We start from the raw sequence: 24,809 nt of genomic DNA, 5'->3' as shown, positions 1-24,809 counted from the left end.
GGAGGACGTAGGCATGGGCATCGACATCAACCAGCCGATCTTCGTCATCTCCGTCGCGGCCGAACTGGCTGACATGCACCCGCAGACCTTGCGCCAGTACGACCGTCTCGGCATCGTGTCGCCGAGCCGTGCCCCGGGCAAGTCCCGGCGTTACTCCCAACGGGACATCGACCGCTTGCGCGAGGTCCAGCGGCTCTCCCACGAGGGCGTGTCCCTCGAGGGCATCAAGCGCATCCTCGAGCTCGAAAACCAAGTGGCCGCGCTGCAGTTCCGCGTGGCCGAGTTGAGCGAGGAATTGCAACGCCGGCGGAGCCCGATGGAGGCCCGTATTTTCGCTGCAGGAGCAGCGGGCGACGTCGTCAGCCTGGCCCGCGGGCAGCGCCCCCGGGCGCGGTCCCAGGCCGTGGTGGTGTGGCGGCCTCGTCCGGGGGAGTAGTCCTCTAGCCCTGCGAGAGGGACGCCAGCAGCACCGGCGCTTCCTGTTCGGTCCACGTACCCCGCAGGGTAGCTGAATTTTCCGGACCCGGTGTCCCCGGATCCAGGACACGATTCACCAGCAGTGTGAGCTCACCGCCGTCGATGCTGGTGACGCTGCCTTCGGTGACCGGGGCTGCCGGGGTCACCGAAGGGACTTCGCTACCGGGGGCTCCGCTGCCCTTGACTGTGACGGAGCTGGCGCGCGGCTCCAGGGCGCCGTCGACCTCCACGAACTGTTGGGCTTCCTCTTGTCCAGTGAGGATGGCGGCGGCCAGGGCGGATACGTAGACGGGATCGGCGCAGGCGTCGTACACCCACCTCGTGCCCAAAACGGAGTGTTCCATGGTGCCGAGCAGCGAGTCCTCCCCACCGTGCAATTCCGAACCCCGGTAGCTCAGGGAAACCTGATAGACCTTGCCGCCGTGGGAGATCAGATGGGTCTCGAGGCCGACTTCGCCGTCCGGATCATCGAAGCGGTACGCACCGCGCATCTCGGGCGGCGCGGAGCCATCCTTGGTGAACCACGGCTGGACGGGCAAATACCTTTCGATGAGTTCAAGTTTGCTGGGATTCAGGGTTGCTCGATGGATGATAGCCATGCGGTCCAGCCTAGTTGGCCAGCGCGGGCGCGGAGACTGCTCTCGGGGTCCAACGCAGGTGCGTGTTGTCAGAGTTGGAGGCGGGCTCTTTCAAGAGTGAAAGCCTGGGCCTAACGGCATCTGTGCGGGAGCTCGGCGGTTTGCGACGGCCCGCCCGGAACTGCGGCACCCACTGCGCTCCGGTGCCCTGGTATTCCTGCTCGGCTGCGGCGTGGAGCGTCCACTGGGGGTCGAACAAGTGCGTCCTGCCCAGTGCCACGAGGTCGGCCCGTCCCGCAAGGAGGATGGAGTTGACGTCGTCATAGCTGGAGATGGCACCGACGGCGATGACCGCTGCTCCGGCGGGTGCGGCAACTTCCTGGCGGATGCGGTCGGCGAACGGCGTCTGGTAGCTGCGGCCGAAAGCCGGTTGTTCTTCCTTGGCGACCTGCCCGGTGGAGACGTCGATGCCCGCGGCGCCGTGGGCCACGAATGCCCGCGCGATGTCGAGCGAGTCGTCTGAGGTGTTGCCTCCTTCGACCCAGTCCGTCGCGGAGATGCGTACCGTCACAGGCTTGCTGGCAGGCCACGCTGCACGGACGGCGTCGAACACTTCCAGGGGGAACCGCAAGCGGTTCTCCAAGCTGCCACCGTACTCGTCCGTCCGGCGGTTCGACACCGGCGAGAGGAACGAGGAAAGCAGGTAGCCGTGGGCGGCATGGACCTCAAGGAGGTCGAAGCCTGCCTCTTCGGCACGGAGTGCCGCGGCGACGAACTCAGCCTTGATGGCGGCCATTCCTGCGTGGTCGAGTTCCACAGGCGTCTGGTTGCCGGGACCGTATGGCAGGGCCGTCGGTCCAACAGCCTTCCAGTTGCCGGATGCGAGCGGTTCGTCGATGCCTTCCCACATGAGCTTGGTGGAGCCCTTGCGGCCGGAATGACCGAGCTGCGCACCGATCTTGGCCGTCGAACGCGCATGGACGAAGTCCACGATTTCCTTCCAGCTGTCGCGCTGTGCCTCCGTGTACAGGCCGGTGCAGCCGGGGGTGATCCGCCCGGTCTCGGAAACACACACCATTTCGGTCATGACCAATCCGGCGCCGCCGAGTGCCTTGGAACCGAGGTGCACTTTGTGGAAGTCGCCCGGGACGCCATCCACCGCGGAGTACATGTCCATGGGGGAGACCACAATGCGGTTCTTGAGCTCCAGTCCGCCGATCCGGAACGGTTGGAACATGGCCGGCGCAGTCTCCGTCAGTCCTTGGGACTCGGCGAAGTTGCGGTCCACGGCGTCGGCGAATTCCGGGTCGCGCAGCCGCAGGTTTTCCTGGGTGATGCGGCGGCTCCGGGTGAGGAGGTTGAAAGCGAACTGCGTCGGGTCCTGCCCCTTGTACTGGGCGATCCGCTCGAACCATTCAAGCGAAGCCTGGGCGGCACGCTGGGTGGAAGCGACAACCGGACGACGCTCTGTTTCATAAGCAGACAACGCGGATTCCACATCCGGGTGTTCATGCAGGCAGGCGGCGAGTGCCAGGGAGTCCTCCATGGCCAGTTTGGTTCCGGAGCCGATGGAGAAATGCGCTGTGTGCGCCGCATCGCCGAGCAAAACCACGTTGCCGTGGCGCCAGCTCTCGTTACGGACGGTGGTGAAGTTGATCCACTTGGAGTTGTTGGACAGGACCTCGTAGCCGTAGAGTTCCTCGGCGAAGATGGAACGGATCTTGCTGATCGCCTTCTCGTCGGAGACGCCGGGCGGGAAGACGTCGGCTGCGGTCTCGTCGAACCCGGCAGCCCGCCACACGTCCTCGTGCATTTCGACAATGAACGTGGATCCTTCGTCGGAGTACGGGTAGCCATGGATCTGCATGACCCCCCATTCGGTCTCCTTGACGAAGAACTTGAAAGCCTCGAACACCTGGTCGGTGCCGAGCCACATGAACTTGTTGGGCCGCAGGTCAAGGCTCGGAATGAAGGAATCCGCGTATTTGGCGCGGATCTGGGAGTTGATGCCGTCTGCTGCGAGGACCAGGTCGTAGTTGGCCTCAAGCTCCTCAAGCGGTGGCGCAACGGTCTGGAAACGCAGGTCGACGCCGAGCTCGGAGCAGCGGCGCTGAAGCAGTTCCAGCAGTTCCTTGCGGCTCATGGCCGCAAAGCCCTGGCCGCCCACCGTCACTGTTTTGCCGCCGAAGTGGATGTCGATGTCGGACCAGCGGGCGAAGCGCCGGCTCATGTATTCGGCCACGACGGGGTCGGCGTTGCCGATGCCGCCGAGAGTCTCATCGGAAAATACGACGCCGAAACCGAAAGTGTCACTGGCAGCGTTTCGTTCCCAGAGGGTGATCTTGTGTGACGGGTCGAGTTGCTTCATCAATGCCGCGAAGTACAGGCCGCCGGGGCCGCCTCCTACGATTGCGATTTTCATGCTTTTGCTCCTTCGCAGGCCTGGCCCAAGCCTGCGCCGGCAAGCTGTTCGGGGTCGTTGTCGATACGGTCGCGCAGCTTGAAATGCTGCAGCTTGCCGCTGGGATTGCGGGGAAGTTCGTCAACGAACCGGATGTCCCGCGGGTACTTGTAGGGGGCGATCGTCCGTTTGACGAAGTCCTGTATTTCCTTGCGCTTCGCGTCATCGCCCCTGACGCCTTCGCGCAGGACGATGAACGCGCAGACGACGCTGCCGCGTGCCTCGTCGGGCCGGCCGATGACCGCGTTCTCCACCACATCCGGGTGCAGGTCGATGGCGGTTTCCACCTCGGGGGCGCCGATGTTGTAGCCGGAGGAAACGATCATGTTGTCGGACCGGGCCTGATAGGTGAAGTACCCGTCCTCATCTTTCGTGAAGGTGTCGCCGGTGACGTTCCAGCCGTTGACCACGTAGTTCGCTTGCCGTGGGTCGTCCAGGTAGCGGCATCCGGTGGGGCCGATGACGGCGAGCCGCCCAAGCTGCCCGGGTCCTAGTTCCAGGCCCTCGTCGTCGAGGATCGCTGCCCTGTACCCGGGCACCGCCCGTCCGGTGGTGCCGGGCCGGATGTCGTCCCCGGACGCGGAAATGAAGACGTGCAAGAGTTCGGTGGCTCCGATGCCGTTGACGAGCCGGAGATCAGTGGCCTCCCGGACTGCTTCCCACGTTTCCTTGGGCAAGTGTTCGCCCGCCGAGACCGCTACCCGGAGCTTGCGGAGCAACGATCCGCGGCCTTCCTTGAGGATGGCCCGGTAAGCGGTCGGTGCGGTGAACAGGATGGTGGCCCCGGCAGCGGCTGCACTCTCGGCAAGTTCCACGGGGGTGGCCCGTTCGGTCAACAACGAGGATGCGCCGAATCGCAGGGGGAAGACCACCAGCCCACCGAGACCGAACGTGAAGGCGAGGGGTGGTGAACCGGCAAACACGTCGTCGGCGGTTGGCTGCAGAATATGGCGGGCAAAAGTGTCGGCGTTCGCGAGGATGTCCCTGTGGAAATGCATGGTGATCTTCGGCGTGCCCGTGGTGCCCGACGTTGGGCCGAGCAGCGCGACGTCGTCGGCTGAGGTGGGCACGGCAGCGAACTCGCCGCTCTTGGCGGCACAGCGGGACGCGAGGTCACCGGCGTCGTCCGATCCATAGGAGAGGACAACGGTGTCCTCTCCTACCGCCGCGAGCAGTTCGTCCATGAACCGGTGGTCGGAGATGGCTACGGTGGGACGTGTGAGGCTGATAATCGTGCCGACCTCGCTGGAACGCAACATCGGCATAGTGGTGACGACGACGGCCCCGGCCTTGAGCACACCGAGCCAGGCCGCGACAATCCAGGGATTGTTCGGACCGCGCAACATGACGCGGTTGCCAGGCACCACGGCCAGGTCCTCGGTGAGGACCTGGGCAACTTGGTTGGCGCGCCGCTGCAGCTCACCGTACGTCCAGACCGTGCCGTCGGGGGTAACCAGAGCGGCCCGCTCTGCACCATGGTTTGCGACGGCGTCGTCAATGAGCGCCGCTGCTGCGTTGAGCGTCGCCGGGTACTTGAGTTCCGGCAGGGTGAATTCGAGGGTCGGCCACGTGCCGGCCGGTGGCAGATGGTCGCGGGTGAAGGTGTCCACGTGGGCTGATCTCAACATTGTCATGGCCACTCCTTTCAGTTATACGGCGGATAAGTCGAAGGTGTTCAGGAGCCAGCGCGGATCATGCCTTCTTGGGCAACCGTTGCCAGCAGGCGTCCTTGCCTGTCAAAGAAACGGCCCGTGGCCAGCCCCCTGTTGCTTTGCCCGGACACGGCCTCCTGTGCGTACAGGACCCAGTCATCGGCGCGGCCGTCCCGGTGAAACCACATGGAGTGGTCCAGGCTGGCCGTGGCGAGTCCGGGGCTGGACCAGTGGAGCCCGTTCACCCGGAGCAGGGGCTCGAGGATGGTGTAGTCGCAGACGTATGCCAGCGCGGCTCGGTGCAGATCTGCCGTCGCGTGTTCGTCACCGGCGTCGGGCAATTGCTCGAAGGCTTTCACCCAGATTGCCTGGTGCGGCACAGAATCGCCTTCGACCTGCAGATATACCGGCCCGGGAATGTGTCGCATGTCGAAGCTGCGCTTCGAGGACCAGTACTCGGCAGCCGGCCCCTCGACCCCCTGTAGCACCTCGGCGGCACTGCGCAGGGATTCGGGTTCGACGGCGGTTGGCGCCAGAGGCTGGAACTCCGGACCGTCTTCGGGAACCTGGAAGGAACCCATCGCCGCGTAAACGGTCTTGCCGTTCTGGTAGCCCCGCACGCTGCGGGTCGAGTATCCACGGCCGTCGCGGAGGCGTTCGACTTCGTAGCGGACCGTGGCCCCGATCTCCACGGGGCGCATGAAGTAGCCGTGCATGGAATGCAGCGCGCGGTCGACGTCGACCGAGCGCATCATCGCTGCCGCCGCCTGGGCCACCATGTCCCCTCCGTAGGCTTTGGGCCACGGAACGTACTGGGAGGTGGCTTCGTAGGCTTCGTCGTGAATTTGGGCGGGGACGGCTGTCAGCTCGATGGCTTTGAGGAATGTCTCCGAGGTCAGGATTCCAGTGGACATGTCCATCAGGCCCTGCGGAAATCTACGAGGGTCTCGTCGGCAACGTCTTCGAGGTTGACCACGAGGTTCTCCGGGGTGCGCGCGGTCAACCACACGAGTTCTTCGGTGACGGACATGTTGGCCTCGACATGCGGCATGAACGGCGGGACGAATACCCAGTCGCCCGTCTTCATGTCCAGGAACTCGGAGTAGTTCTCGCCAAATTAGATGCGGCCGTGGCCGCGGAGCACGTAGCCGCCGGTTTCCGCTTCGCCGTGGTGGTGCGGCAGGGAGCGGTAGCCGGGAACGTTGGAGACCTGCCCGAACCAGATCTTGGTGGCCGGCGTGTGCTGGATGCTGACGCCGGAGACGCGGACACAGTCGCCGGACTGGGCAGTGTTGGTATCTTCTTCGCCGGCGCGGGTGACGACCGGCACCACCTTGCCGTCGGCCTGGGCGTAGATGGAGTTGTCGCCTTCGAGGCGGTAGTCGGTAGCGGTTGTGTTCATAGTGGTCACTCCTTTGAAGTGCTTGGTATTGGCTTAGACGTTGGCGGGGACGGGTGCGTGGATTCTGAATTGGTTTTCCAGCCTTCCGATCCCGTCGATTTCGGTGGTGAGTACGTCGCCGTCGTTCAGGAAGCGCGGCGGTATCATGCCCATCCCCACTCCGCCGGGCGTACCAGTCAGGACAAGGTCTCCGGGCCGCAGGATGGTGAACTGGGAAATGTAGGAAAGGAGTTTCGCCGGTCCGAACACCAAGGTGCTGGTGTTCCCGTGCTGCACGAGCTCACCGTTGACGTAGCCGCGGACCTCAAAGTCGCAGTCCGCTTCGTCCCCGGTCACCATGACCGGGCCTACCGGGGTGGTTCCGTCGAACGCCTTGCCCTGGAACCACTGCAGCGTGCGGTTCTGCCAGTCGCGCATGGAAACGTCGTTGGCGATTGCGTACCCGGCAATTGCCGCGCGGGCTTGGTCCTCGTCCGCGCGGAACAGCACGGAGCCGACGACGACGGCCAGCTCGGCTTCCCGGTCGACCTTCGCGCTGCCGTGGACATGGATGGTGTCAGCCGGCCCGATAAGGGTGTCCGCGTACTTCGCGAAGAGCGTGGGGTATTCCGGCAGTTCGCGGCCCATCTCCTGGATGTGGTCGCCGTAGTTCAGCCCGCAGCAGATGACTTTTCCGGCCCGTGGAAGCAGAGGTGCCAGCTCGCTGGGGGGTGCGGAAACGACTCCCGGTCCAGACGCTGCAACAAACGCTGCTTCCGCCAGGGCGCGCCAGTCCGGGACGGCGAGAAGTGCTCCGACGTCGTTGGCCGGCAGCGGTACGTAACTGTTCCCGCCCATGGCGAGCGCCGCCGTCGTGCCCCCGTCGGCTGTCCGTAAGGTGGCCAGCTTCATGCGTGTTGTCCCTTCGTGTGCTGCCGATTCCTACATTCATTCCGATGTGTCGACTTTTTTACGATCGTCACATATGCTCAACGTAGCACGGCGGGGAATGATCTGCACAGGGATTTTTTAGAACATGTCGCAGCCGCCACCAAGAGGAGGAACAACATGAGCCACAAGACCGTCAATCCCGAGTCGCTCCCAAAGCCGTCGGGCTTTGCGCACGGAGTGCTTGCCGGAAACACGCTGTTCTTGGGTGGTCAGACGGCCCTGGACAAAGCCATGAACATCGTTCCCGGCGGGATCGTAGAACAGTTCACTCAGGCGTTTTCCAATGTGCTGACTACCCTGCGCGAGGCGGGCGGATTACCCGAGGACCTGGTCAGTGTGACCATCTACCTCACCGACGTGGACGACTACATGGCCAACGGCCGTGAGATCGGACGGATCTGGCGCGAAATGGCCGGATCCGAGTATCCCGCCATGGCTGGAATCGGCGTCACGCGGCTTTGGCAGAAGGAAGCTCTCATCGAGATCCAAGGCATCGCGGTCATCCCGGAGCGCTAGCCCAACGGCGCAGAGCGCCAGGACATGGACGAAAGGCCGACGGGACAACAGTCCCGTCGGCCTTTCGCCGTGGCGAAGACGGTAGTGCGTTGGGCGAGGCCGTTCAACGGAGCGTATAACGGCCAGCTTGAACAGACCGTCCAGCGCTGCCTTGAACTCGGCTCCCGGTTCGTCGGCCCGAGGGAAGTTCCAGCACTCGATAAGCCGTGAACCCGGTGCCCATGCCGCACGAACCGGAGATTCTGCTAACGCCCGCGGTCGTCGGCTGAATCGATTCGTGATAGCGCGGCGTCCACAACCGTCCAAGCCATCGCGATCGCGCCTTCGATGAGCGCATGATCAGCTCGCTCCGAGGCTGCAGCTTCTGTGAACGCGGACTGATGGTTGGACACAGGCGAGTCACAAATCTTGACGTGCGGATGAAGGCTTGGGACGACTTGGGAGACTGCGCCGAAGTCGGTGGAGGCACGGAATGCGCGAGCTTCGGGATCCTGCGGAAAGCTTCGGCCTAGGGCCTCCGCATTCTGCTGATACAGCGAGGCCAGCCGTGGCGACTGCACAACATTCGGGTATGTCAGTTCCCATTCCAATTCCACTGTGCAGCCGGCCGCGAGGGCTGCCCCCGTGAAGCAGGCCTCGACACGTGGGACCATATCCTCAAGGTCCGCCAGGGTTTGGGCTCTGATCCCGTACACACCCGCGGACCTTCCTGGGATCACGTTGGCAGCAGAACCGGCGTTCGTGACCACACCATGGACTCGGGTGTCGTTGGGGAGCTGCTGGCGAAGCAAACCGACGGCGACCTGCGCGATGGTCGATGCGTCGGCGGCGTTCGCTGCCTCCCATGGCGACGCGGCGGCGTGCGAGCTCTTACCTGAGAACTCGAAGGAGAAACCGGTGCTGGCGAGGAAGCCTGGTGAGGCGTCTTCGAATGGCGCAGGATGAATCATCATGGCCATGTCGGCGCCGATGAATGCACCTTGTTCCAGCATGAGGATCTTGCCACCGCCGGTCTCCTCTGCCGGGGTGCCCAACACTTCGACCGTGAGATCGAGCTGCTCAGCCACGCCCTTCAGTCCCACAGCCGCAGCGACTGCGCATGCTGCGATCAGGTTGTGGCCGCAGGCGTGGCCGAGCTCTGGCAATGCGTCGTACTCTGCTACGACGATCGCTTTGAAGGAGCCTGCTCCGGCAACTGCGGAGATCGCGGTGTCCAGCCCAAAGGCGCGTTCTGTCACTGTGAATCCGGCTGCGCGCAGCTCGTTCGCGACTTCCCTGCTGGAGTTAAACTCGGCAAAACCGAGTTCGGGCATGCCGTGGATGCGATGGCTGAGGTCGATCGCCTGGTCGCGAAAAGCCTCTATCTCCGCCTGCACTGCCCCTTTAATGGCGTTTCGGAGTTGGGTATTCCTGGTGGCAGATGCCCCTATGGTCTCGGGGATGGCTGCGTTGGCGCTCATACGTCGGCCGCCGCAACGAATCCGACGGCATGGCCTTCGGGCACGGCAAAGGACCCGCCCCCTGGCGCCGTCGTCAGGAAAGCCCACACGAATCCCGTGACGGGCATCTTGACCTCTTCCAACACCGACCCATCCATGCCCACGATGTGCGCAACAACGCTGCCTTGCTCCATAACTGTTCCTGGATCGCAAACCGGGAATAGAACACCTGACTCGCGGGAGGTGAGTACCCCATGGTAGGTGAAACTTCCTTGGAGCCTTTCCACCAACTGGGGTGCAACTGGTTCCTCCAACATTCCTAGCTTGGACATGATGTTGAGGACACCTCGGACACCCGCTTCGTATCCTTGGTGTCCATGCTCGTCGAGCAACTCGACCATCAGCCCCGGAATACCATGTGCTGACGCGGCAGCAGCGGGCTGGCCGTCCACGGACCCCACCTTCTCCGCGGTGCCGTCCTCTGGGTCGGTCATCAGCACCGGGGTGACGCCGAAAGCTTCCGCCATTGCGCGCTGGACTTGGCGGACCTCGGGTGAGGAGCACTGTGCCGCGAACTCCATCGACATGGGCACCGCTGGCTCCGCGTTGTTGTGCAAGTCGATGTAGTGAGTCGCGACATCGAAGAGACTGCGGACTTGCGCCCCTATCCGCAGCGTTGGTGATCCGGCTGGGTCGCTGGGCCAGTAGCACGGCATTCCCAGGTGGATGCCGTCCTCGGGAGAGGCGTAGGTCGCCCGGTCGAAAGCAAGGGGATTGGTCACCGGAACTGAGATCAATGTTCCTCGCAGCCTCGCCGGGTCAATGCGCGCGATGAGCTTGAGAAGTGTTCGTGTTCCCGTGATTTCAGTGCCATGCGTGGCTCCAGTGACAAGAAGGACAGGACCAGGCTCCGCCCCGTGCATGATGCTCACCGGCACACTGACTACTTGTCCGGAGGCGGACGTGGTAGCGGTCAGGCGACCGTGTCGCAGTTCCCCTGCGGGTACGTGGAGGGATCCGACCTCGAATACGCTCATTGCGGGATTCCTTAATGTTGGTTTCACGATGCAGGCGTCGCTGTGGAGGCGAGGCACCGGTGGGTGATGGCATCGGTGGTTAGCTGATCCCCGGTCAGCTCTCCGGAGACGGCCCCGTTCTTGATGACGATGACTCGATGACAAAGATGGGCCAGATCCTCATATTCACTGCTCGCGATCACGACGGAGCAGCCGTCTTGGGCAGCGCGGTTGATCAGGTCAAAGAGAGTCTTCTTGGCTCCCACGTCCACGCCGTTGGTCGGTTCGTGGAGGAAGAGAACGTGGGGACGGGTGAGCAGCCACTTGGCAAGGATTAGTTTTTGCTGGTTGCCGCCGCTGAACGAGCTCAGGGGCAGATCGGGCGCCAGCGGCCGCAACCCAACACGGCGCATCGCCTCGATTGCGTCCTTGTGCTCCTCTGAGTAGGCCATGCGACCCGAACGCCAGTAACGCCTCAGGGTGGCCATCGTGAGGTTCTCGGCCGCCGAAGCCGCCATGAGTCCGCTGGAGGTCGCCCGATCTGCGGGGATATATGCCATCCCCATGCTCATGGCACGGCGCGGTCGAAGCCACTTCTGCTCGACTTCCGTGCCTTTGACTTCGACTTTCCCTTCTCCGCGGCTGGCACCGAAGCACAGACCTATGATCTCCTCGAAACCATCTCCCACGAGACCCGTCAGCCCGAGGATCTCTCCGCGGGACGCCACGAATGAGACATCACGCGTTTCTGCTCCGCTGAGATTTGTAGCCCGTAGGACGGGCTCAGTCACGCTCGTATGTTCGGACGGATAGAGGTTCGTGAGCTCCGTGCCAAGGATGGCCGTTATGAGGTCGTCGGTAGTCGCTGACGCGACGTCCATGGTTGTCACGACTTCTCCTGACCTCAGGATGGTCGCCCGATCGCAAACATCCTTCACTTCGTCGAGTCGGTGCGTCACAAACACCACCGAGCTACCGGTGGCCTTGATCCTGCGGAGGACCTCGAATACCTGGTGCACCGCGTCCGCCGGGAGGTAGGCTGTGGGTTCGTCCAGGACGAGCACACCCCTTTCTTCGCCGCTTATGGACTCGATGCCCCTGATGATCGACAGCATGGCCCGCTCTACTGCGGACAGGCGTGCGACCACCGCGTCGGGCGAGAGCCCGAGCCCATACCGTCGGAGGGTCTCTTCGGTATAGGACCGTTGGGCGCGCCAGTTGATCCTTCCCCACTGTGTTCGGTAACGGCCTAGCCCTAGCGTCTCCATGACGGTGGATGAAAGGACCAGGCCGAGATCCTGGTGCACAAATCCAAGCTTCAGGCGTTCTGCCGTCTTAGGGTCGATCGGGAGTCCCTCCGACCGGCCGGACACCGTGACGCGGGGAGCATTGTCTGCCGCGTAGCCCCCATCCGGGGCGATCTGGCCGGCGAGGAGTTTGATCAGTGTGGACTTGCCTGAGCCATTCTCGCCCAGGAGGGCATGGATCTCACCGGACACGATGTTGAGATATGCCTCCTTGAGGACGGGACGGGCGCCGTAGGACTTAGTGAGATGCTCGGCCCGGAGCAGGGGCTCCTGGTTCGTTGAGTTCATGGTACTGATCACCCTTGCCAGAGCCGGGTGTAGAAGGTACGGAAATCGAACGCGCCGTACCAGTCGCCGGACTTCTTCGCGAGGTCGATCGTGTCGATGTTGGCCCGCGTAAATGTCCGGTTCGGGACCTGCTCGTCTGCGACCGCATCCTCGCCTGCGATCGCGCGCATCGCCTGGTCAACCGCCGCCCACCCCATTTGGTAGAGGTTGGTCCCTACTGTCGCCGCCTCCGGGTCCGCCTTGTCCTGGAGCCCGCTCAGCGCCCCGACAATGGCGTTCGAGCCCACCAAGCGGATGTTTCGGCCGGCGAGCCCGGTGATCGACGGCTTGATCGCCAGATTCATGTCGTCGACGAGGCTCACAACGTAGCGGGTTTCTGGATTGCGCTGCAGAAACGCGTTTACCTGCGGTTGCAGGAGGGACGACCAAGCTTCCAAAGGTGCGTCCTGCACGGCGACCTTGGCATCGGGGCACAACTGGGCGAACTGTTTCGTGAACTGGTCGACCACATCGGAACTCGAGGTTCCGAAGCTCGAAGAGCCCAGATAGAGCACACCTGCGTGGCACGACGAGTCCGCAGCCACGAAGTTGGCCTGCCGTGTGCCCACGTCGTTCGTTGCCGACGCGTAGGCGAATACACCGATATCGGCAAGTTCCTTAGAGACCTTGCCCGGCGCGTCACTGCCGACACTGATCACGGGGATCCCGTGGCTTTTGGCCCCGGTGATGCTCGATGCAACGCTCTTCGGGGGCGTGCCCTGAAGCAGGATGACGTCGACGGATTGGGCAACTGCCTGATCTACGAGGGAAGCGGCCTTCGGAGGATCGCCCTCGCTGTCCGAAACAGTGACGGTGGCACCCGCCGCCGCGGCGCCCTCCTTGACGCCGGCAAGAACGTCCTGGCTGAACGGGAAACTGAGGCCGCTCGCGATGAACCTGATGTTTTTGCCCCGTAAGGAAGTCCCGTTCTTGACCGACGGGATCTTGGGGCTAGTGGTCACGGGCGCAATGTCGAGGGCTAGCGCCTTGGTGGCGACGCTTTCGGGGTTTGAGGTCCCCGCGGCGGCATTTGTGGTCTCACTCGCTCTTTGACAGCCCGTCATGCCCAGGAGCGCAACGGAAATTACGATGGGCAGGATGGCTGCACGTTTCTGTCTCATCATTTGAATCACCTAAATTTGTTTGGGTCGAGAACGACATTGTTCTTGGATGCTTATGCGCGAATTGTTCGGCCGTTGCGGCGGGCCGCAAACGTTGAGAGGGCGACTCCCAGGATCAGAGCCATGCCGTAGAACACCTGCGTCACCCAGCCGGCCAGTCCCAGGAGCTGGAGCCCGGTGATGCCGGTTGCGAGGAAGTATGTCGCGACCGCCGTTCCTAAGATGTTGAAACGGCCGGGCGTGAAACTGGTGGATCCGAGCATCGCGGCCGCGAACGGTGCGAGCGCGTAGCTGGTACCAACGTTTGGGTCAGCCGAGCCGAGCACTCCGGTAAGCAGAACTGCGGCCACCGCGCCAAGAAGGCTGGATACGATAAGGGACCCGGCTCGGATCGCGTCCACTCGAACTCCGGACAGGCGAGCTACCTCTCGCCCGGCACCTGTGAAGTACAGGCTGCGGCCGATGGGCGTGTGCTGGAAGACGTACCACGCCACCACAACCACACCCAGGGCGTAGAAGAAGACGAGCTGGATCCCGCCCACAGTGCTTCGGGCGGCATCAACCAGGTCCACAGAGATGCCGGTGACGGTGAGGTTATTCAGCCCCAAAGCGAAGCCGATGAGCACCGAGGTCATCGCGAGTGTCACAATGAGTGAACTGATCCCGATACGGACGACGAAAAAGGCGTTCACGCATCCGACGACCAACCCAATTGCCAGCGCCACGAGCACTGTCGGCATCAGCGGCCACCTTTGGATGACGTTTAGATACCCCATCGTGACAACCGTGATCACAACTACACCGCTCGACGACAGATCGAACTCCCCGGCGGCCATGGGAATGGTCACTGCGATTGCCACGATCAGGACCGTGGCCTGCGAACTGAGGAGGTAACCCAAGTTCGAGCCTGAGAGGAAAACTCCGGGCAGGAGCACGCCAAAGGCCACGATCATCAGGGCCCAGGTGATAATCAGCCCGAAGCGCGAACCGATCAGAGCGATCCAATCGTGAGCCCGCAACCTCGGCTCGGCCAGGGGGGCGTCAGCCGTGTTTGCGGGATGGGATGGTCCGTCCTTAACCAGGCCACCGCGAGACGTCGCGGGGGAGGCCGCAGGGTCTTGTCCGATTCGCGTTTGCGCCATTTTGTCACTCCTATGGATCTCACTCAGTGCTTGCGCGTTGTCGCGCTTTAAGAAAAGTCTGAGGTCAACGATCATAAGAGGCAGAAATTTGTTTGAATTCAGCAACAACACGGCCAAAATTGTAGGAAAACGATCCTCGCTCCGGCTGGTTGGGCTCAGTCCGTCCACGGTCGGAGCGGGACGACGCCCGCGGACCGACCATTTTCGCCGAGAAGCCTGCCCATTCGCTTGACGGACCGCAGATCGATAACCCGGTTAGACACAACCACAAAGGGAAACCGCTCAAGCAGGGTTGCCTCTACCGCCTCGATCTCTCCCAGCGAGTGGAGCCAACAGGTCGCCATGAGGTTGTTGGGTCCTGTCGTTGCCGCCGCGACGCGAACTTGAGAGGATCCTGCCAAGGTCCGACACACCTCCTGAAGCCTGTTCGCCGGAACCTTGCCCCAGATTGTTGCCGAGATGGGCCAGCCAAACACTGGCGCGGCAAGATCGCACCTGACTCGCACCACCCCACTGTCAACAAGCCGGCCCACGCGACGCCGGGCGGTCGCCGGGGTCACGCCCGCCTGTGCCCCCAAATCCTGGAAGGCCGTTCGGCCGTCAATCACCAACGCGTCCAGCAGAGAACGATCCACTGGATCTAGCTGCGGCATCTCCCGGCGGTCGAGCGTATCCCGTGAAGTTACTGATGCGAGCCTGCCAACCTGACCGGCGTCCATCGCGCGGAGCCGCCAGCGGCTACCCTCTCCGTACAGTGTGGTTACAATCGATACTTCGACACGGTCAACTCCGGGATAGCTCCCCAGCCGGCTCAATACACTCTCGTGAAGCGAGTAGAGGCTGCTTGAGAACACCGTCATGGAGAGATCGGGCGCGCCCCCCGTGATTTCCAAGGTCGCCACTGAAGGGTCGTTCTGCAGCCTTACGACCAATTTTTCCCGAAGCCGTGGACGGCACCACATCAAGACGAACGCGGTCACGCCAACAGTGTGAAAAGCCGGACCGGGCGTAGCGCTCACCCAAGCGAGCCCGGCTTCGCGCAAGCGGTCCCACCGGCGAGCCAAAGTGATTGGCGCGACGTCCAGCGCCTGGGAGATCAGAGCCCATGGCGCGCGCGGCGCGCGCTGCAGTGACTCCAACAACGCCAAGTCAAGCTCGTCCGGAGCGATGGATTCGTGCACAATTCCTCGACTATTTGAAGGTTGCTTCCCTGATGAGGCGGGACGAGACGACGTGGCGTTGGCCGCGAGACCTGTGCGCGAACTTAACAGTCGACTCGGCGGTATGTCAACGTCCGTGTTGCCTCTTGCTGGATCGCACTAGGGTGCCACCAGGCCCGTATTGCCGTGGATGAGTTCGTGTGCGTGGGCTGCCGCGAGGGGCGCGGCAAGGCGATGAACCGCCTGGAACGTCTCGCGAACCACCGGACCGCGCCAGTCCTTCGGGAGGTATTCCAATGGCAGGTTCGGGTCCCGGTACGGGAAGCGGCGCCACAGAGTCAGCATGGGAATGTAGTAACGGAAAGCATCCCGGCGCAGCTGGGCCGTCGAGTTGGCCAGGGCAGCTCCGGGATCATGGCCTACCAGTCCGGCCCAAAGATCTCCGGCCCCTTCGTAGAGATCCAGAAATTCGGCGAATTGCTCGTCGATGGCCTTCAGATCCCACCATTCGGCCACCTTCGGCCGCATGGGGCCCTCAAACAAGTAGTCGCCCCGGAAGAAGTCCACAAACTGAACAAGGCCGCGCGAGGCAAGCCGCTCACGGGCTTGTTCAAGTACTTGGGCCGGTGCGATCCATACCCCCGATGCCACGGACCCAAAACCGAGCCCGGACAGCTCTGACCGCAGTTGGTGCCGGCGGTTCCGCATTGTTTCGGGGACGGAGAACACCGCGAGGACCCAGGATTCCAGCTGGGCGGAGCGATCGGCGGCGAAGATTCTCCGGTCGCCCTCGCGGAAAACATCCAGAACAGTGTCGGACAGTTCGTATTTGGCGACACCGTCCTGGCGGACACTTTTGAGGACACCCTTGGCTTTGAGCCGCGAGACTGAGGAACGGACTCCCGGCGCGTCGTAGCCGAGGTCGCCCAGCATGGAAATCAGCACGGAGACAGGGAGGGCGTCGCTCGAACTACGGCCGTAGAGCCCATACAGGGTGACGATCAGTTGCTGGTGGCGCACCGGCGGAGCGGGCATGTCCATCATGGTTCAGAGCCCCGGACTGTTCGGGACCGCTACGCCAGCGGCCTGCCGGATCCGCTCCGGCCATGGCTGGGCCGAGGCTGAGCCCGCTGGGACGTGGGCGGTGGTCAGTGTCCCGTGGGCAGCCAGGCCGCCCGGCGAGTTTGGATGTGCGTGGCCGTGGACCTCGAAGGCAAGAGTCATGGACGTACGGCCGACTTTTTGGATCTTCACGGTTGTCGTCACCCGTTGGCCAAACCACAGCTTGGCCGTGTAGTTGACCACTTGCTGCACTCGCGGAGCACTCGGGAAGTACTCCGGAAGCGCCAGATTCCGGAAGAGCTCTGCCTCGGCAGCCTCGACCCAGCGCATGATCGCGGAGTTGTGTTGATGGCCCGACGCGTCAGTGTCCACCCATTCCACAGCCCTGTCGATGCTTGCCTGCGTCTCTGGCTGTGCTTCGCTGCCCTCCATGGTTCCCCCTTCGGCGACGCTGTATTGCTCAGGCCGCCTTCAATTGTATACATCAAGTGACGGCCGTTCGGAACTCGATATGCCGAAGGAGGTGGGCTCAGGACGGAAGCAGCCATACAGCCTCCTGAAACGGTGAGTTAGTCGCTCCCTATTCACATTTGTGCATCAAAAGTGAATAGCGGCGGTCCTGGTCGTTCCTCAGGTGCGCACCCTACTCCGCGAACAGCCCCGCCAGATCCTCCGCCGTCAGGGCGCCACCAGTCAGGGCATCGCCTTCCATGACGTCCGCGAACAGCTGCGATTTCCTGGTCTTGAGGGCCATGACCTTTTCCTCGATGGTGTCCTTGGCCACCAATCGGTAGACCATGACGTTCCTCGCCTGCCCGATCCTGTGGGTGCGGTCCACGGCCTGCGCTTCGGAGGCGGGGTTCCACCATGGGTCCAGCAGGAACACGTAGTCGGCCTCGGTCAGGTTCAGGCCGAAGCCTCCGGCCTTCAAGGAAATGAGGAACACGGGCGCTGCGCCGTTCTTGAATTCGCTCACGACGTCGGCCCGGTTCCGGGTGCTGCCGTCGAGATAGCAATACTCAATGTTCTCCGCGTCGAGCCGCTCCCGGACCTTGCCCAGGAACCCCGTGAACTGGCTGAAGATGAGGGCCCTGTGCCCCTCGGCAACGATGTCCTCCAGCTGTTCGAACAGCACATCGAGCTTGGACGAGCGCACTGCGGACAGGGACTCGTCCACGAGGGAGACGTCCAGGCTCAGCTGCCGCAGAAGGGTGAGCGACTGGAAAATAGTGAAGCGGTTCTTATTGACGTCGTCGATGAGCCCAAGGATTTTCTGCCGCTCACGCTGAAGATGCGTCTGGTACACCTTCTGGTGCCGCGGGTTCAGCACCACTTCGAGCACCTGCTCCTGCTTGGGCGGCAGGTCCTTGATGACTTGCTCCTTGGTGCGGCGCATCATGAGGGGGCGTACCCGACGGCGGAGCTTGGCGAGCTGGGCCTTGTCGCCGTTCTTTTCGACAGGCTTTTGGTAGTACTCCGCGAAGCGGCGCGGGCTGGAGAATAGCCCGGGTGCGACAATCGAGGTCAGCGCCCAGAACTCCATGAGGTTGTTCTCAAGCGGCGTTCCCGTGATGGCCAGCTTGAAGGATGCCGGGAGTTTCCGGGCGCACTGGTACGCCTTGGATTGATGGTTCTTGACGAACTGGGCTTCGTCGAGCATGAGCCCGGCCCATTCTTTGGCTGCGTAGGCCTCGTAGTCGATCCGGAACAGCGCGTAGGAGGTGATGACGACGTCGGTTTCGGCCATGGCTTCCTGCGGATCCGTGCCGCTCTTGGCGAAGGTCTCTCCGACGGTCTTTATGCTCAGGCCGGGCGCGAAGCGTTGGACCTCGGCGGCCCAGTTGCCCACGACGCTGGTAGGCGCGACCACCAAGAAGGGGGCGCTGCCGCCCGCGCCGTCAACGGCGGATTCAGCCTGCTCCTTCGCCGCGCACATCAAGGCAATCGCCTGCACTGTCTTGCCGAGGCCCATGTCGTCGGCCAGGACGCCGCCCAGGCTGTGCCGGTAGAGGAAACTCAACCAGTTGAAGCCCTCCAACTGGTACGGACGGAGCTCGGCATCAAGCGAGCCCGGCAGCGGTAGCCCGGTCACGCCGTCGTCGAGCAAGCCGCCCACGGCCTCGCGCCATGCGGCCGCTTGCTCGTCCACAATCCCCAATTGCGCGAGCTCATCCCAAAGCCCCGCCTGGAAGCGGCTGATCTGCAGGGTGCCGTGCCGGTCCGGGTTGTCCTGCAAGGACCTGGCCTCGTCGATCAGCGCGCGGAGTTGGTGCAGTTCGGGCAGGTCCAACGAGAAGTAGGCGCCGCTGGGCAGCAACATCCGGCTTTGGCCGGCCGCGAGGGCGGAGAACACTGCGGCGAAGGACACAGGTTCGCTCTCGAGCGTGATGACGATGCCGAGATCGAACCAGTCGCGGCTGTCGGTGGCCTTGGTCGAAATGGAGACGACCGGAGCCTCGGTGGCTTCGCGGTAGTCGGCGATCTCGCCGGAGGTGTCCACGACGACGTCGGGCAGTTCGCGCATCCGGGGCAGTACCTCCTCGGTGAAGGCCAGGGTGTCGAGCCCGTCCAGCGCCACCGAGGCCGCAAGGCGTGGAGCCCCCCATCCGCCGCTCGAGGATTCGCCCAGCGCAGCAACCACATCCCAAGGCCGGCCCAGGGACTCCAGGATCCGGGCTTCCTCGGCGTCGTCGCGGTAGCCGTGGTCGTCCGGGTGCCGCCAGAGGGGCTGGGCCGTCACGAGCTTGCCGGCCTTGTAGTGCCACTCCCAGTGCAGCCGCACCCGGTGGTCGGAGCCGTAGTTCGCCAGCAGGGACAGCGTGGGCACGGCGAGGACCGGCAACTCCACTGAATGGTCCGCAGCCGTGACCCGGGTGGACTGCTTAAGCTTCGGATAGAACGCCGTGAGGAATCGTTCTTCGTCCTTCGCCGGGATCTGGAGCCGGGAAGCGCCCATGACGAAATCGAGGAGTTCCTGCGACTCGCCGCCCTCCAGCGGAGCCAGCGTGATGAGGTTCTCGGGTGCCGGTACGCCGGGCAAGTGCCCCTCGCCGGGGCCCGTGAAGAACAAGCCATGCGCCGGGCGGCCGATCAAGCCCAAGGTCGCCGGATCGAGGGCGTCCGCGCCCAAGGTCACCGACGGCGCCAGCTGCAGTCCGTCGTCGGGCCGGCCGCTTTCCAGTCGGCTCAGGTCAAGCCCGACGACGGCGGGCTCCGCAGCAATGCGGACCGGCTCGGCCCCGCCGGAGTGGATGAGCGAGACTCCTATCTTCTCGGCCTCAGCTATGAGGCTCCACAGGTTCTTGCCGGCGAATTCGTTGAGCAGCATCCACATGCTCGAAGTGAGCTGCCGGTAGTCCGAGGTGGAATGCGCGGCCAGGAAGTTCTGCATCCAGTCGATATGGGCTTCGTTGAACTCGCGCTTGTAGCCGAGGTAGTTCAGGTTGGTCCAGGAAACATCGCCCCGGATCCATTTGCCCTTGGCGCCCATCATCACCGGGCGGGCCTTGAGCTGGCGCACGCTGCGGAGCGGATCGCGCCGGCCTGTGTAGGAGAAGTGCGGGGCAGGTTCTTCAACCTCGAACGCCAGTGCCAAGGGGAGGCCTTGGCCTTGCGGGGCGGTTCCCGGGGTGGCGATGAGCTTGCTGAGTGCCTGCTCCCAGGCCGGCCGCTGCACGATTCCCCCAGGCTGAGCCGTCTGTCCGAACGCAGGCGCGCTGAGCAGCTGTGCGCGCACGGCAGGATGGTCTTCGGCGGCGAAGAGAAGGGCGGCCACGTGTTTGCAGTCCTTGCGGACGGGGCAACTGCAAACGCCAACGGTGCAGCTCCAGCCGCCGGGCTTGCGGACCAGCTTGGCCGACGTCGAATACGCTGATGGGCCACTGCCCCGGACTTTGCCCATCATCAGACCGGTCGCAGAGTCGAAAGTGATGCTGCTGACCCGGCTTCCCATGGCATAGGCCAGGCCGGCCGCCAGGGAGCGGTCGTTAATGGCGGGTGTCTGAATCGCCAGTTCCCAGGAGTCGTCTGAGTGGGAAGGCATTCGTTGGGGCTACTTTCGGCAGGAGGCTATCTATGAATCCTAGGGCCCGCGGAGCAGCCCTGAAACTTTGCCGGACGTTCACCTCTGCCTAGCTTGCCCGACAACCGCCCCCGCGTACGTTGAAAGGGTCCGGAGCAGCACAAGCTTCCTAGCAGTGAGGAAATCCCATGACCAGCAATGAGAACCCCGTCGTTCTGACGAAGGACAGCATCGAGGCCGCCAGCGCCGACGTTGTGGACGCGAACGTCACCGTGGTCAACGAGATGTACGAGGAGCTCCTCAACCATGAGGAAATCGCTACCAATGCTCTGCGCAGCTACTTTGTGGACTACTACCTGACACAAGCACTCGCGGGCGGTTTCGCCCACTACGTGTTCACGGTCCCGGAACGCGAAGAGGTGGATGCGTTTGTCCGCGAAGGTCTCGAAGGAATGGGTGCCAAAGGCCACCTTGAGCTGTTCAACCGCACCGCCGCAGCTTTCGACGCGCTTTCCGAGGACGACGCCGAGGCCTACCTGGACGGCGATCTTGACGAGTCCGAGGTGGCACCGGAAGCCGTTGCTGAGCTCGAGGCCCTCGACGGCGAATTCGAATCCCTCCTGGAAACCGAAGACATCATCGAACTCAACGCAGCGTGGCTCCGCAGCCAGGACGGCGTGCTTTACCTGGACGAGGAGCAGCTCAAGGCACACATCGCCGAGCGCGTGGCCCTCATCCCGAACCTCGAAGAGCGCCAGGCCGAGGCGGCCGAAGCGGAACTCGAGAACGCCCCTGAATTCGAGCTCATCATCCGTGAACTGTGCGACGTTGCCGGCTACCAGCTGGAGAAGATCACGATGGGCGATCCCAACTACGAGCACGACGGCGAGACGATCCTCGCCTGGCACTTCACCACGGACCACGGCAACTACATCATGATCGAAGAGGACGACGAAGCCTTCATGATCCACCCGGAGACGAAGGAAATCATCGCGGCCGTCGAGTTCGAGGACGCTGACGAGTTCGAAGACGCCTAAAACGCCCGCTCACCTGTAGGGCTTCTGAGGCGGACGCTAGCTCACCTTTAGGGCCTCTCAGGCGGACGCCCGCTCACTTATGAGGCCTCCAGGACAAACGCTCGCTCAGATCTGCCGGCCGGTCCGGAGAGATCTGAGCGAGCGTTTGCCATTTGGGGTGCAAAGGTGAGCGAGGGTTTAGTAGCCCATGCTGCTCCCGCTTGGGGTGCTGCTGCTCGGGGTCAGCATGGAACCGGACGGACTGACCAAGGACCAGACACCGCCCACGCCTTGGCCGTAGGTGTCACTGGAGTCTTCGTCCTTGGAGTAGAAGTAGATAGGCATGCCGTTGATGGTGATCTGCATCTTGCCGTCCGCTGTGGGGATGGTGCCGATGGTTCCGCTCACCCCGTCAACCGCCGGCATGGTCGACGTCGTTGTCACGGCAGGCCAGTTTGTAGCGCAACCGCCGGTACAGGCGCTTTTTCCGGAGTCCTTGACGTCCTTCGAGAAGATGTAGACGCTCTTGCCGTTCGCCGCAACGACGCGCTCGCCGACGCTCGACGACGCCGTCTTCAGTTCCGCCGCGCCAGCAGGAGTGCTCGACGCGGGAGCGCTTGAACTCGCCGACGCCGCGGAGCTGGGGGTGGTGGCGCTCGAAGACGTGGAAGACGCGCCGGGGCTTCCTCCACAGCCAGTGAGGGCGATGGCCAGGGCAAGGATGCCGAGCCCGGTGCCGAGTTGCTTCTTCATGGTTTGCTCCTTCGCTTGCACCGGCCGTGGACGTGCCGGAAGCTAACCCGTACGACGCCGCCGGGTGAAGAATGGTTCACAGGGCTTGAACCTTTTTCGTGGCGGGCACGTCGTATCGCAGGAGAAGGGGAAGCCGAGCACCAAGGAGGCGCCGATGCCGCTCGACGAGGACGTGGTGGCCGCAATTTACCGCGACCACGGCACAGCCCTGCGCCGCTTCGTGCTGAGCTGCATGCCGGACGCGCACTTGGCTGAAGACGTGGTGCAGGAAACCATCCTTCGCGTGTGGCAGCACGCACCCCAGATCACCGGCAGCCTGCGTAGCTATTTGTTCCGCACTGCCCGCAATGTCATCATCGACAACTACCGCAAGGCCCAGCGGCGCCCGGCAGAGGCTGCCGAACGCGACATGGCGGACCCGGAGGAGGCCACCGAGCGTGTGGACGAACTCCTCAACCGGGTCCTTATGGAGGAGGCGCTCCTGCGGCTCAGCACCGAACACCGGGAGGTCCTGGTAGCCCTGCATTACGAACGTTTCACGGTGAACGAGGCCGCGCTGAGGCTCAACATCCCCAGCGGTACGGTGAAATCGCGGGCCTTCTACGCCGTCAGGGCGCTTCGAACGATTCTCGACGAAATGGGGGTGCAGCGGTGAACGAAACCGGACTTCACCAATTGCTGGGCGCCTACTTGCTCGGCGGCCTCGAGCCCGCGGAGGCCCGGCTTTTCGAGGAGCACTTGGCAAGCTGCGCTGATTGCCGACTCGAGCTGGGCGAGCTGGAGAGCCTCCCGGCCCTGCTCGACGCCGTCCCCGTGCCCGACGCCGTCGCGCTTGCCGCCGGGCGGCCCGCCGTCGAGCCCTCCGCCGCCGTTCCGTCCGTGACGTCCGACGCCCGCTCACTTTTGGGGGCTTTTTCAGAAACGCTCCCGCAGCCGATTCTCTTGAAAATGGCAGCACGGCGGCGGAAATCCCGACGCCGGTGGGTGGCTCTGGTGGGTGCCGTAGCCGCCGCATGCCTTGGGTTGGGCATACTGGCGGGGCCCATGTTGAACCAGCCGCCCAAGCCTGACGCCAGCTATTCGCTGCAGACAGACAACGGCCTGCAGCTCACGGTGGGGCTCGTCAGGAAGGCGTGGGGGACCGAGCTGCAACTGGAAGGCCGCAGCATGCCGGCGCAAGGCACGATGTACCTGTGGGTCAAGGGCCGCGACGGCACGGAGGAAATGGCTTGCGGTTGGACCGCGACGTCCAGCGGCCACATCAAGGTCACGGGCGCGACGCCGGTCCAGCTCGCCGGGATTTCGGGCGTGGAACTGCGCGATGACAACCAAAAGACGGTCGCGGTGATTTCGGTCCCGGGGAGCTAGGGGTCCCCAGGACCTAGGCGGTCAGCGTACGCGGCTACGCTGATGCGGCTTCGCTGGCAGCAGGATCGGGCAGATCGCCTCGTTCCCAGGTGGGCATGTCCAGTCGGTTGAAACTGTAGAGATGGAGTCCAGAGACACCATCCGGGTGCGCCATGAGTTCGGAAACCAGGCCTTCCGGTGAGTACTTGTCCACGCCTAGAAGCTTGCGGGCAAGGACTCCTTTGTTACTGAGGAACTTCAGGGATGTCCCGACGCCGATCTGGGTCGCCAGCGCCAGCAGTTTTGTCCGCGGAACGGCCCCGGCAACACCGGCCCACACCGGCAGGTCGACCCCTTCGCGGCGCAGGAGTGCTGCGTAATCGAGGACCTTCGGGGCGGAGAAGCACATTTGCGTGACAACGTGCGTGGCCAAATGTTGTTTGGCCAACAGGGCATCCAGCAAGTCCAGTCCGCTCACGGAAGGGTGCCCCTCGGGGTAACCGGCGATGCCCGCGGTGATGCTACCGCCGGAGTACTCGGCGATGTCCGCCAAGAGGGGAAGGCTCGATCGATAGGGGCCGGCAGCTTGCGCACCGTCTCCACCGATGGCGAAGACCTCCGCGATCCCGGCGGCCCCGCAGTCCCGGAGGATGCCGGAAAGCTGCGCCCGGTGCTCCAGCCCGCGCGCCGAGAGGTGCGGAATCACGTTGTAGCCCAGAAGGCTGAGCTTGATGGAAGCCTCCATGGTCCGTGCGATGCCGTGATGGGGCAGGCAGGTAACGGTGAGCGCAGTGGAAAGTGGCACAGCGGCCTGGACTTTTTCAACGATTCCGTCCGAGGGAATGATTTCAATCCGGGTGGGGAACATGCTGGCTCCTTGCGGATCAGGCCGTCGCGTGGTGTGCGAGGAGGGTGCGGGCTTCCTGGCGGGTGGTGCCGGAGTCCTGGATGCCTTCGGCGATGTGGGCCAGGTGGGCGGGGATTTCTCGGCCTTTCTTGCGCATCGCGGTGGCCCAGAGGCGTCCGGCGCGGTAGGAGGAGCGGACCAGGGGGCCGGACATGACGCCGAGGAAGCCGGTTTC

General features: G+C 63.6%; 21 protein-coding genes and 3 pseudogenes. 5 read left to right on the top strand and 19 right to left on the bottom strand.

Features of this window, described 5'->3' with window-relative positions:
• The first annotated feature begins 13 nt into the window (after positions 1-13).
• Positions 14-436: a heat shock protein transcriptional repressor HspR gene (locus ABH924_RS11235; RefSeq protein WP_234751031.1), complete on the top strand. Its 423-nt coding sequence runs from the start codon at positions 14-16 to the stop codon at positions 434-436.
• Positions 437-440: 4 nt separating this feature from the next.
• Here the strand turns inward: ABH924_RS11235 and ABH924_RS11230 are convergent, their stop codons facing one another.
• From ABH924_RS11230 to ABH924_RS11205, 6 genes and pseudogenes are all read right to left on the bottom strand, one after another.
• On the bottom strand, positions 441-1,076 hold the full coding sequence (locus ABH924_RS11230) for a hypothetical protein (RefSeq protein ID WP_404498822.1): 636 nt from the start codon (positions 1,074-1,076) through the stop codon (positions 441-443).
• A gap of 10 nt (positions 1,077-1,086) precedes the next feature.
• A complete protein-coding gene (locus ABH924_RS11225; protein ID WP_404498820.1) occupies positions 1,087-3,477 on the bottom strand; it encodes a bifunctional salicylyl-CoA 5-hydroxylase/oxidoreductase in 2,391 nt (796 codons plus the stop codon).
• Complete coding sequence (locus tag ABH924_RS11220; protein ID WP_404498818.1) at positions 3,474-5,150, bottom strand: AMP-binding protein; 1,677 nt, start codon at positions 5,148-5,150, stop codon at positions 3,474-3,476. Before ABH924_RS11220 ends, ABH924_RS11225 begins: the two co-directional genes overlap by 4 nt.
• 41 nt (positions 5,151-5,191) lie before the next feature.
• The gene (locus ABH924_RS11215) at positions 5,192-6,082 is read right to left on the bottom strand and encodes an acyl-CoA thioesterase (protein ID WP_404498816.1); all 891 of its coding nucleotides are present in this window, start codon (positions 6,080-6,082) and stop codon (positions 5,192-5,194) included.
• 5 nt (positions 6,083-6,087) lie between these two features.
• Positions 6,088-6,570 (bottom strand): annotated as a pseudogene (locus ABH924_RS11210) (cupin domain-containing protein).
• Between the two features lie 33 nt (positions 6,571-6,603).
• A complete protein-coding gene (locus ABH924_RS11205) occupies positions 6,604-7,461 on the bottom strand; it encodes a fumarylacetoacetate hydrolase family protein (protein ID WP_404498814.1) in 858 nt (285 codons plus the stop codon).
• A 156-nt stretch (positions 7,462-7,617) separates the two neighbouring features.
• On the opposite strand from ABH924_RS11205, the gene ABH924_RS11200 reads away from it, so the two are divergent.
• Positions 7,618-8,016 carry a RidA family protein gene (locus tag ABH924_RS11200; protein ID WP_234751037.1) on the top strand — a complete coding sequence of 133 codons (399 nt, stop codon included), beginning with the start codon at positions 7,618-7,620 and terminating at the stop codon, positions 8,014-8,016.
• Positions 8,017-8,261: 245 nt separating this feature from the next.
• Here the strand turns inward: ABH924_RS11200 and ABH924_RS11195 are convergent, their stop codons facing one another.
• The 10 genes and pseudogenes from ABH924_RS11195 to ABH924_RS11150 form a co-directional block, all read right to left on the bottom strand.
• The gene (locus ABH924_RS11195) at positions 8,262-9,476 is read right to left on the bottom strand and encodes a M20 family metallopeptidase (RefSeq protein ID WP_268819074.1); all 1,215 of its coding nucleotides are present in this window, start codon (positions 9,474-9,476) and stop codon (positions 8,262-8,264) included.
• A complete protein-coding gene (locus ABH924_RS11190) occupies positions 9,473-10,492 on the bottom strand; it encodes a succinylglutamate desuccinylase/aspartoacylase family protein (protein WP_404498811.1) in 1,020 nt (339 codons plus the stop codon). The genes ABH924_RS11195 and ABH924_RS11190 overlap by 4 nt, the downstream gene beginning before the upstream one ends.
• 23 nt (positions 10,493-10,515) lie before the next feature.
• A complete protein-coding gene (locus tag ABH924_RS11185; RefSeq protein ID WP_404498809.1) occupies positions 10,516-12,066 on the bottom strand; it encodes a sugar ABC transporter ATP-binding protein in 1,551 nt (516 codons plus the stop codon).
• 8 nt (positions 12,067-12,074) lie between these two features.
• A complete protein-coding gene (locus tag ABH924_RS11180) occupies positions 12,075-13,229 on the bottom strand; it encodes a sugar ABC transporter substrate-binding protein (protein WP_404498807.1) in 1,155 nt (384 codons plus the stop codon).
• Positions 13,230-13,279: 50 nt separating this feature from the next.
• Positions 13,280-14,368, bottom strand: a complete 1,089-nt coding sequence (locus tag ABH924_RS11175; protein WP_404498805.1) for an ABC transporter permease — start codon at positions 14,366-14,368, stop codon at positions 13,280-13,282.
• Between the two features lie 155 nt (positions 14,369-14,523).
• Positions 14,524-15,348: an Lrp/AsnC family transcriptional regulator gene (locus ABH924_RS11170; protein WP_234751043.1), complete on the bottom strand. Its 825-nt coding sequence runs from the start codon at positions 15,346-15,348 to the stop codon at positions 14,524-14,526.
• Positions 15,349-15,405: 57 nt separating this feature from the next.
• Positions 15,406-15,549: pseudogene (locus tag ABH924_RS11165) on the bottom strand (AsnC family protein); the annotation flags it as partial.
• Positions 15,550-15,687: 138 nt separating this feature from the next.
• The gene (locus ABH924_RS11160) at positions 15,688-16,563 is read right to left on the bottom strand and encodes a PaaX family transcriptional regulator C-terminal domain-containing protein (RefSeq protein ID WP_234751044.1); all 876 of its coding nucleotides are present in this window, start codon (positions 16,561-16,563) and stop codon (positions 15,688-15,690) included.
• Positions 16,564-16,575: 12 nt separating this feature from the next.
• On the bottom strand, positions 16,576-17,022 hold the full coding sequence (locus ABH924_RS11155; RefSeq protein WP_234751045.1) for a thioesterase family protein: 447 nt from the start codon (positions 17,020-17,022) through the stop codon (positions 16,576-16,578).
• Between the two features lie 211 nt (positions 17,023-17,233).
• Positions 17,234-20,632, bottom strand: a complete 3,399-nt coding sequence (locus tag ABH924_RS11150; RefSeq protein WP_404498802.1) for an SNF2-related protein — start codon at positions 20,630-20,632, stop codon at positions 17,234-17,236.
• Between the two features lie 167 nt (positions 20,633-20,799).
• On the opposite strand from ABH924_RS11150, the gene ABH924_RS11145 reads away from it, so the two are divergent.
• A complete protein-coding gene (locus ABH924_RS11145) occupies positions 20,800-21,648 on the top strand; it encodes a hypothetical protein (protein WP_404498800.1) in 849 nt (282 codons plus the stop codon).
• 177 nt (positions 21,649-21,825) lie between these two features.
• Here ABH924_RS11145 and ABH924_RS11140 read toward each other — a convergent pair whose 3' ends face one another.
• Positions 21,826-22,380 carry a hypothetical protein gene (locus ABH924_RS11140; protein WP_404498798.1) on the bottom strand — a complete coding sequence of 185 codons (555 nt, stop codon included), beginning with the start codon at positions 22,378-22,380 and terminating at the stop codon, positions 21,826-21,828.
• Positions 22,381-22,534: 154 nt separating this feature from the next.
• Here ABH924_RS11140 and ABH924_RS11135 point away from each other — a divergent pair, with 154 nt between their 5' ends.
• Positions 22,535-23,035, top strand: a complete 501-nt coding sequence (locus ABH924_RS11135; protein ID WP_404498796.1) for a sigma-70 family RNA polymerase sigma factor — start codon at positions 22,535-22,537, stop codon at positions 23,033-23,035.
• Positions 23,032-23,748: an anti-sigma factor family protein gene (locus ABH924_RS11130; protein WP_404498794.1), complete on the top strand. Its 717-nt coding sequence runs from the start codon at positions 23,032-23,034 to the stop codon at positions 23,746-23,748. Before ABH924_RS11135 ends, ABH924_RS11130 begins: the two co-directional genes overlap by 4 nt.
• A 34-nt stretch (positions 23,749-23,782) precedes the next feature.
• Here ABH924_RS11130 and ABH924_RS11125 read toward each other — a convergent pair whose 3' ends face one another.
• Positions 23,783-24,595, bottom strand: a complete 813-nt coding sequence (locus tag ABH924_RS11125) for a methylenetetrahydrofolate reductase (RefSeq protein WP_404498792.1) — start codon at positions 24,593-24,595, stop codon at positions 23,783-23,785.
• A gap of 16 nt (positions 24,596-24,611) precedes the next feature.
• A pseudogene (locus tag ABH924_RS11120) lies at positions 24,612-24,809 on the bottom strand (lipoyl synthase); the annotation flags it as partial.

The sequence above is a fragment of the Arthrobacter sp. GAS37 genome (assembly GCF_044908325.1).
Lineage (GTDB): Bacteria > Actinomycetota > Actinomycetes > Actinomycetales > Micrococcaceae > Arthrobacter > Arthrobacter ramosus.
This window is presented reverse-complemented; position numbering and strand designations above follow the sequence as displayed.

What these genes read in the sequence shown, in the direction of transcription:
- ABH924_RS11225 (WP_404498820.1), bottom strand. Translation starts at nt 3,477, where the DNA reads ATGAAAATCGCAATCGTAGGAGGCGGCCCCGGCGGCCTGTACTTCGCG.
- ABH924_RS11230 (WP_404498822.1), bottom strand. Translation starts at nt 1,076, where the DNA reads ATGGCTATCATCCATCGAGCAACCCTGAATCCCAGCAAACTTGAACTC.
- ABH924_RS11195 (WP_268819074.1), bottom strand. Translation starts at nt 9,476, where the DNA reads ATGAGCGCCAACGCAGCCATCCCCGAGACCATAGGGGCATCTGCCACC.
- ABH924_RS11125 (WP_404498792.1), bottom strand. Translation starts at nt 24,595, where the DNA reads ATGTTCCCCACCCGGATTGAAATCATTCCCTCGGACGGAATCGTTGAA.
- ABH924_RS11200 (WP_234751037.1), top strand. Translation starts at nt 7,618, where the DNA reads ATGAGCCACAAGACCGTCAATCCCGAGTCGCTCCCAAAGCCGTCGGGC.
- ABH924_RS11155 (WP_234751045.1), bottom strand. Translation starts at nt 17,022, where the DNA reads ATGGAGGGCAGCGAAGCACAGCCAGAGACGCAGGCAAGCATCGACAGG.
- ABH924_RS11180 (WP_404498807.1), bottom strand. Translation starts at nt 13,229, where the DNA reads ATGATGAGACAGAAACGTGCAGCCATCCTGCCCATCGTAATTTCCGTT.
- ABH924_RS11220 (WP_404498818.1), bottom strand. Translation starts at nt 5,150, where the DNA reads ATGACAATGTTGAGATCAGCCCACGTGGACACCTTCACCCGCGACCAT.
- ABH924_RS11145 (WP_404498800.1), top strand. Translation starts at nt 20,800, where the DNA reads ATGACCAGCAATGAGAACCCCGTCGTTCTGACGAAGGACAGCATCGAG.
- ABH924_RS11190 (WP_404498811.1), bottom strand. Translation starts at nt 10,492, where the DNA reads ATGAGCGTATTCGAGGTCGGATCCCTCCACGTACCCGCAGGGGAACTG.
- ABH924_RS11215 (WP_404498816.1), bottom strand. Translation starts at nt 6,082, where the DNA reads ATGTCCACTGGAATCCTGACCTCGGAGACATTCCTCAAAGCCATCGAG.
- ABH924_RS11150 (WP_404498802.1), bottom strand. Translation starts at nt 20,632, where the DNA reads ATGCCTTCCCACTCAGACGACTCCTGGGAACTGGCGATTCAGACACCC.
- ABH924_RS11135 (WP_404498796.1), top strand. Translation starts at nt 22,535, where the DNA reads ATGCCGCTCGACGAGGACGTGGTGGCCGCAATTTACCGCGACCACGGC.
- ABH924_RS11235 (WP_234751031.1), top strand. Translation starts at nt 14, where the DNA reads ATGGGCATCGACATCAACCAGCCGATCTTCGTCATCTCCGTCGCGGCC.
- ABH924_RS11160 (WP_234751044.1), bottom strand. Translation starts at nt 16,563, where the DNA reads ATGCCCGCTCCGCCGGTGCGCCACCAGCAACTGATCGTCACCCTGTAT.
- ABH924_RS11205 (WP_404498814.1), bottom strand. Translation starts at nt 7,461, where the DNA reads ATGAAGCTGGCCACCTTACGGACAGCCGACGGGGGCACGACGGCGGCG.
- ABH924_RS11175 (WP_404498805.1), bottom strand. Translation starts at nt 14,368, where the DNA reads ATGGCGCAAACGCGAATCGGACAAGACCCTGCGGCCTCCCCCGCGACG.
- ABH924_RS11140 (WP_404498798.1), bottom strand. Translation starts at nt 22,380, where the DNA reads ATGAAGAAGCAACTCGGCACCGGGCTCGGCATCCTTGCCCTGGCCATC.
- ABH924_RS11185 (WP_404498809.1), bottom strand. Translation starts at nt 12,066, where the DNA reads ATGAACTCAACGAACCAGGAGCCCCTGCTCCGGGCCGAGCATCTCACT.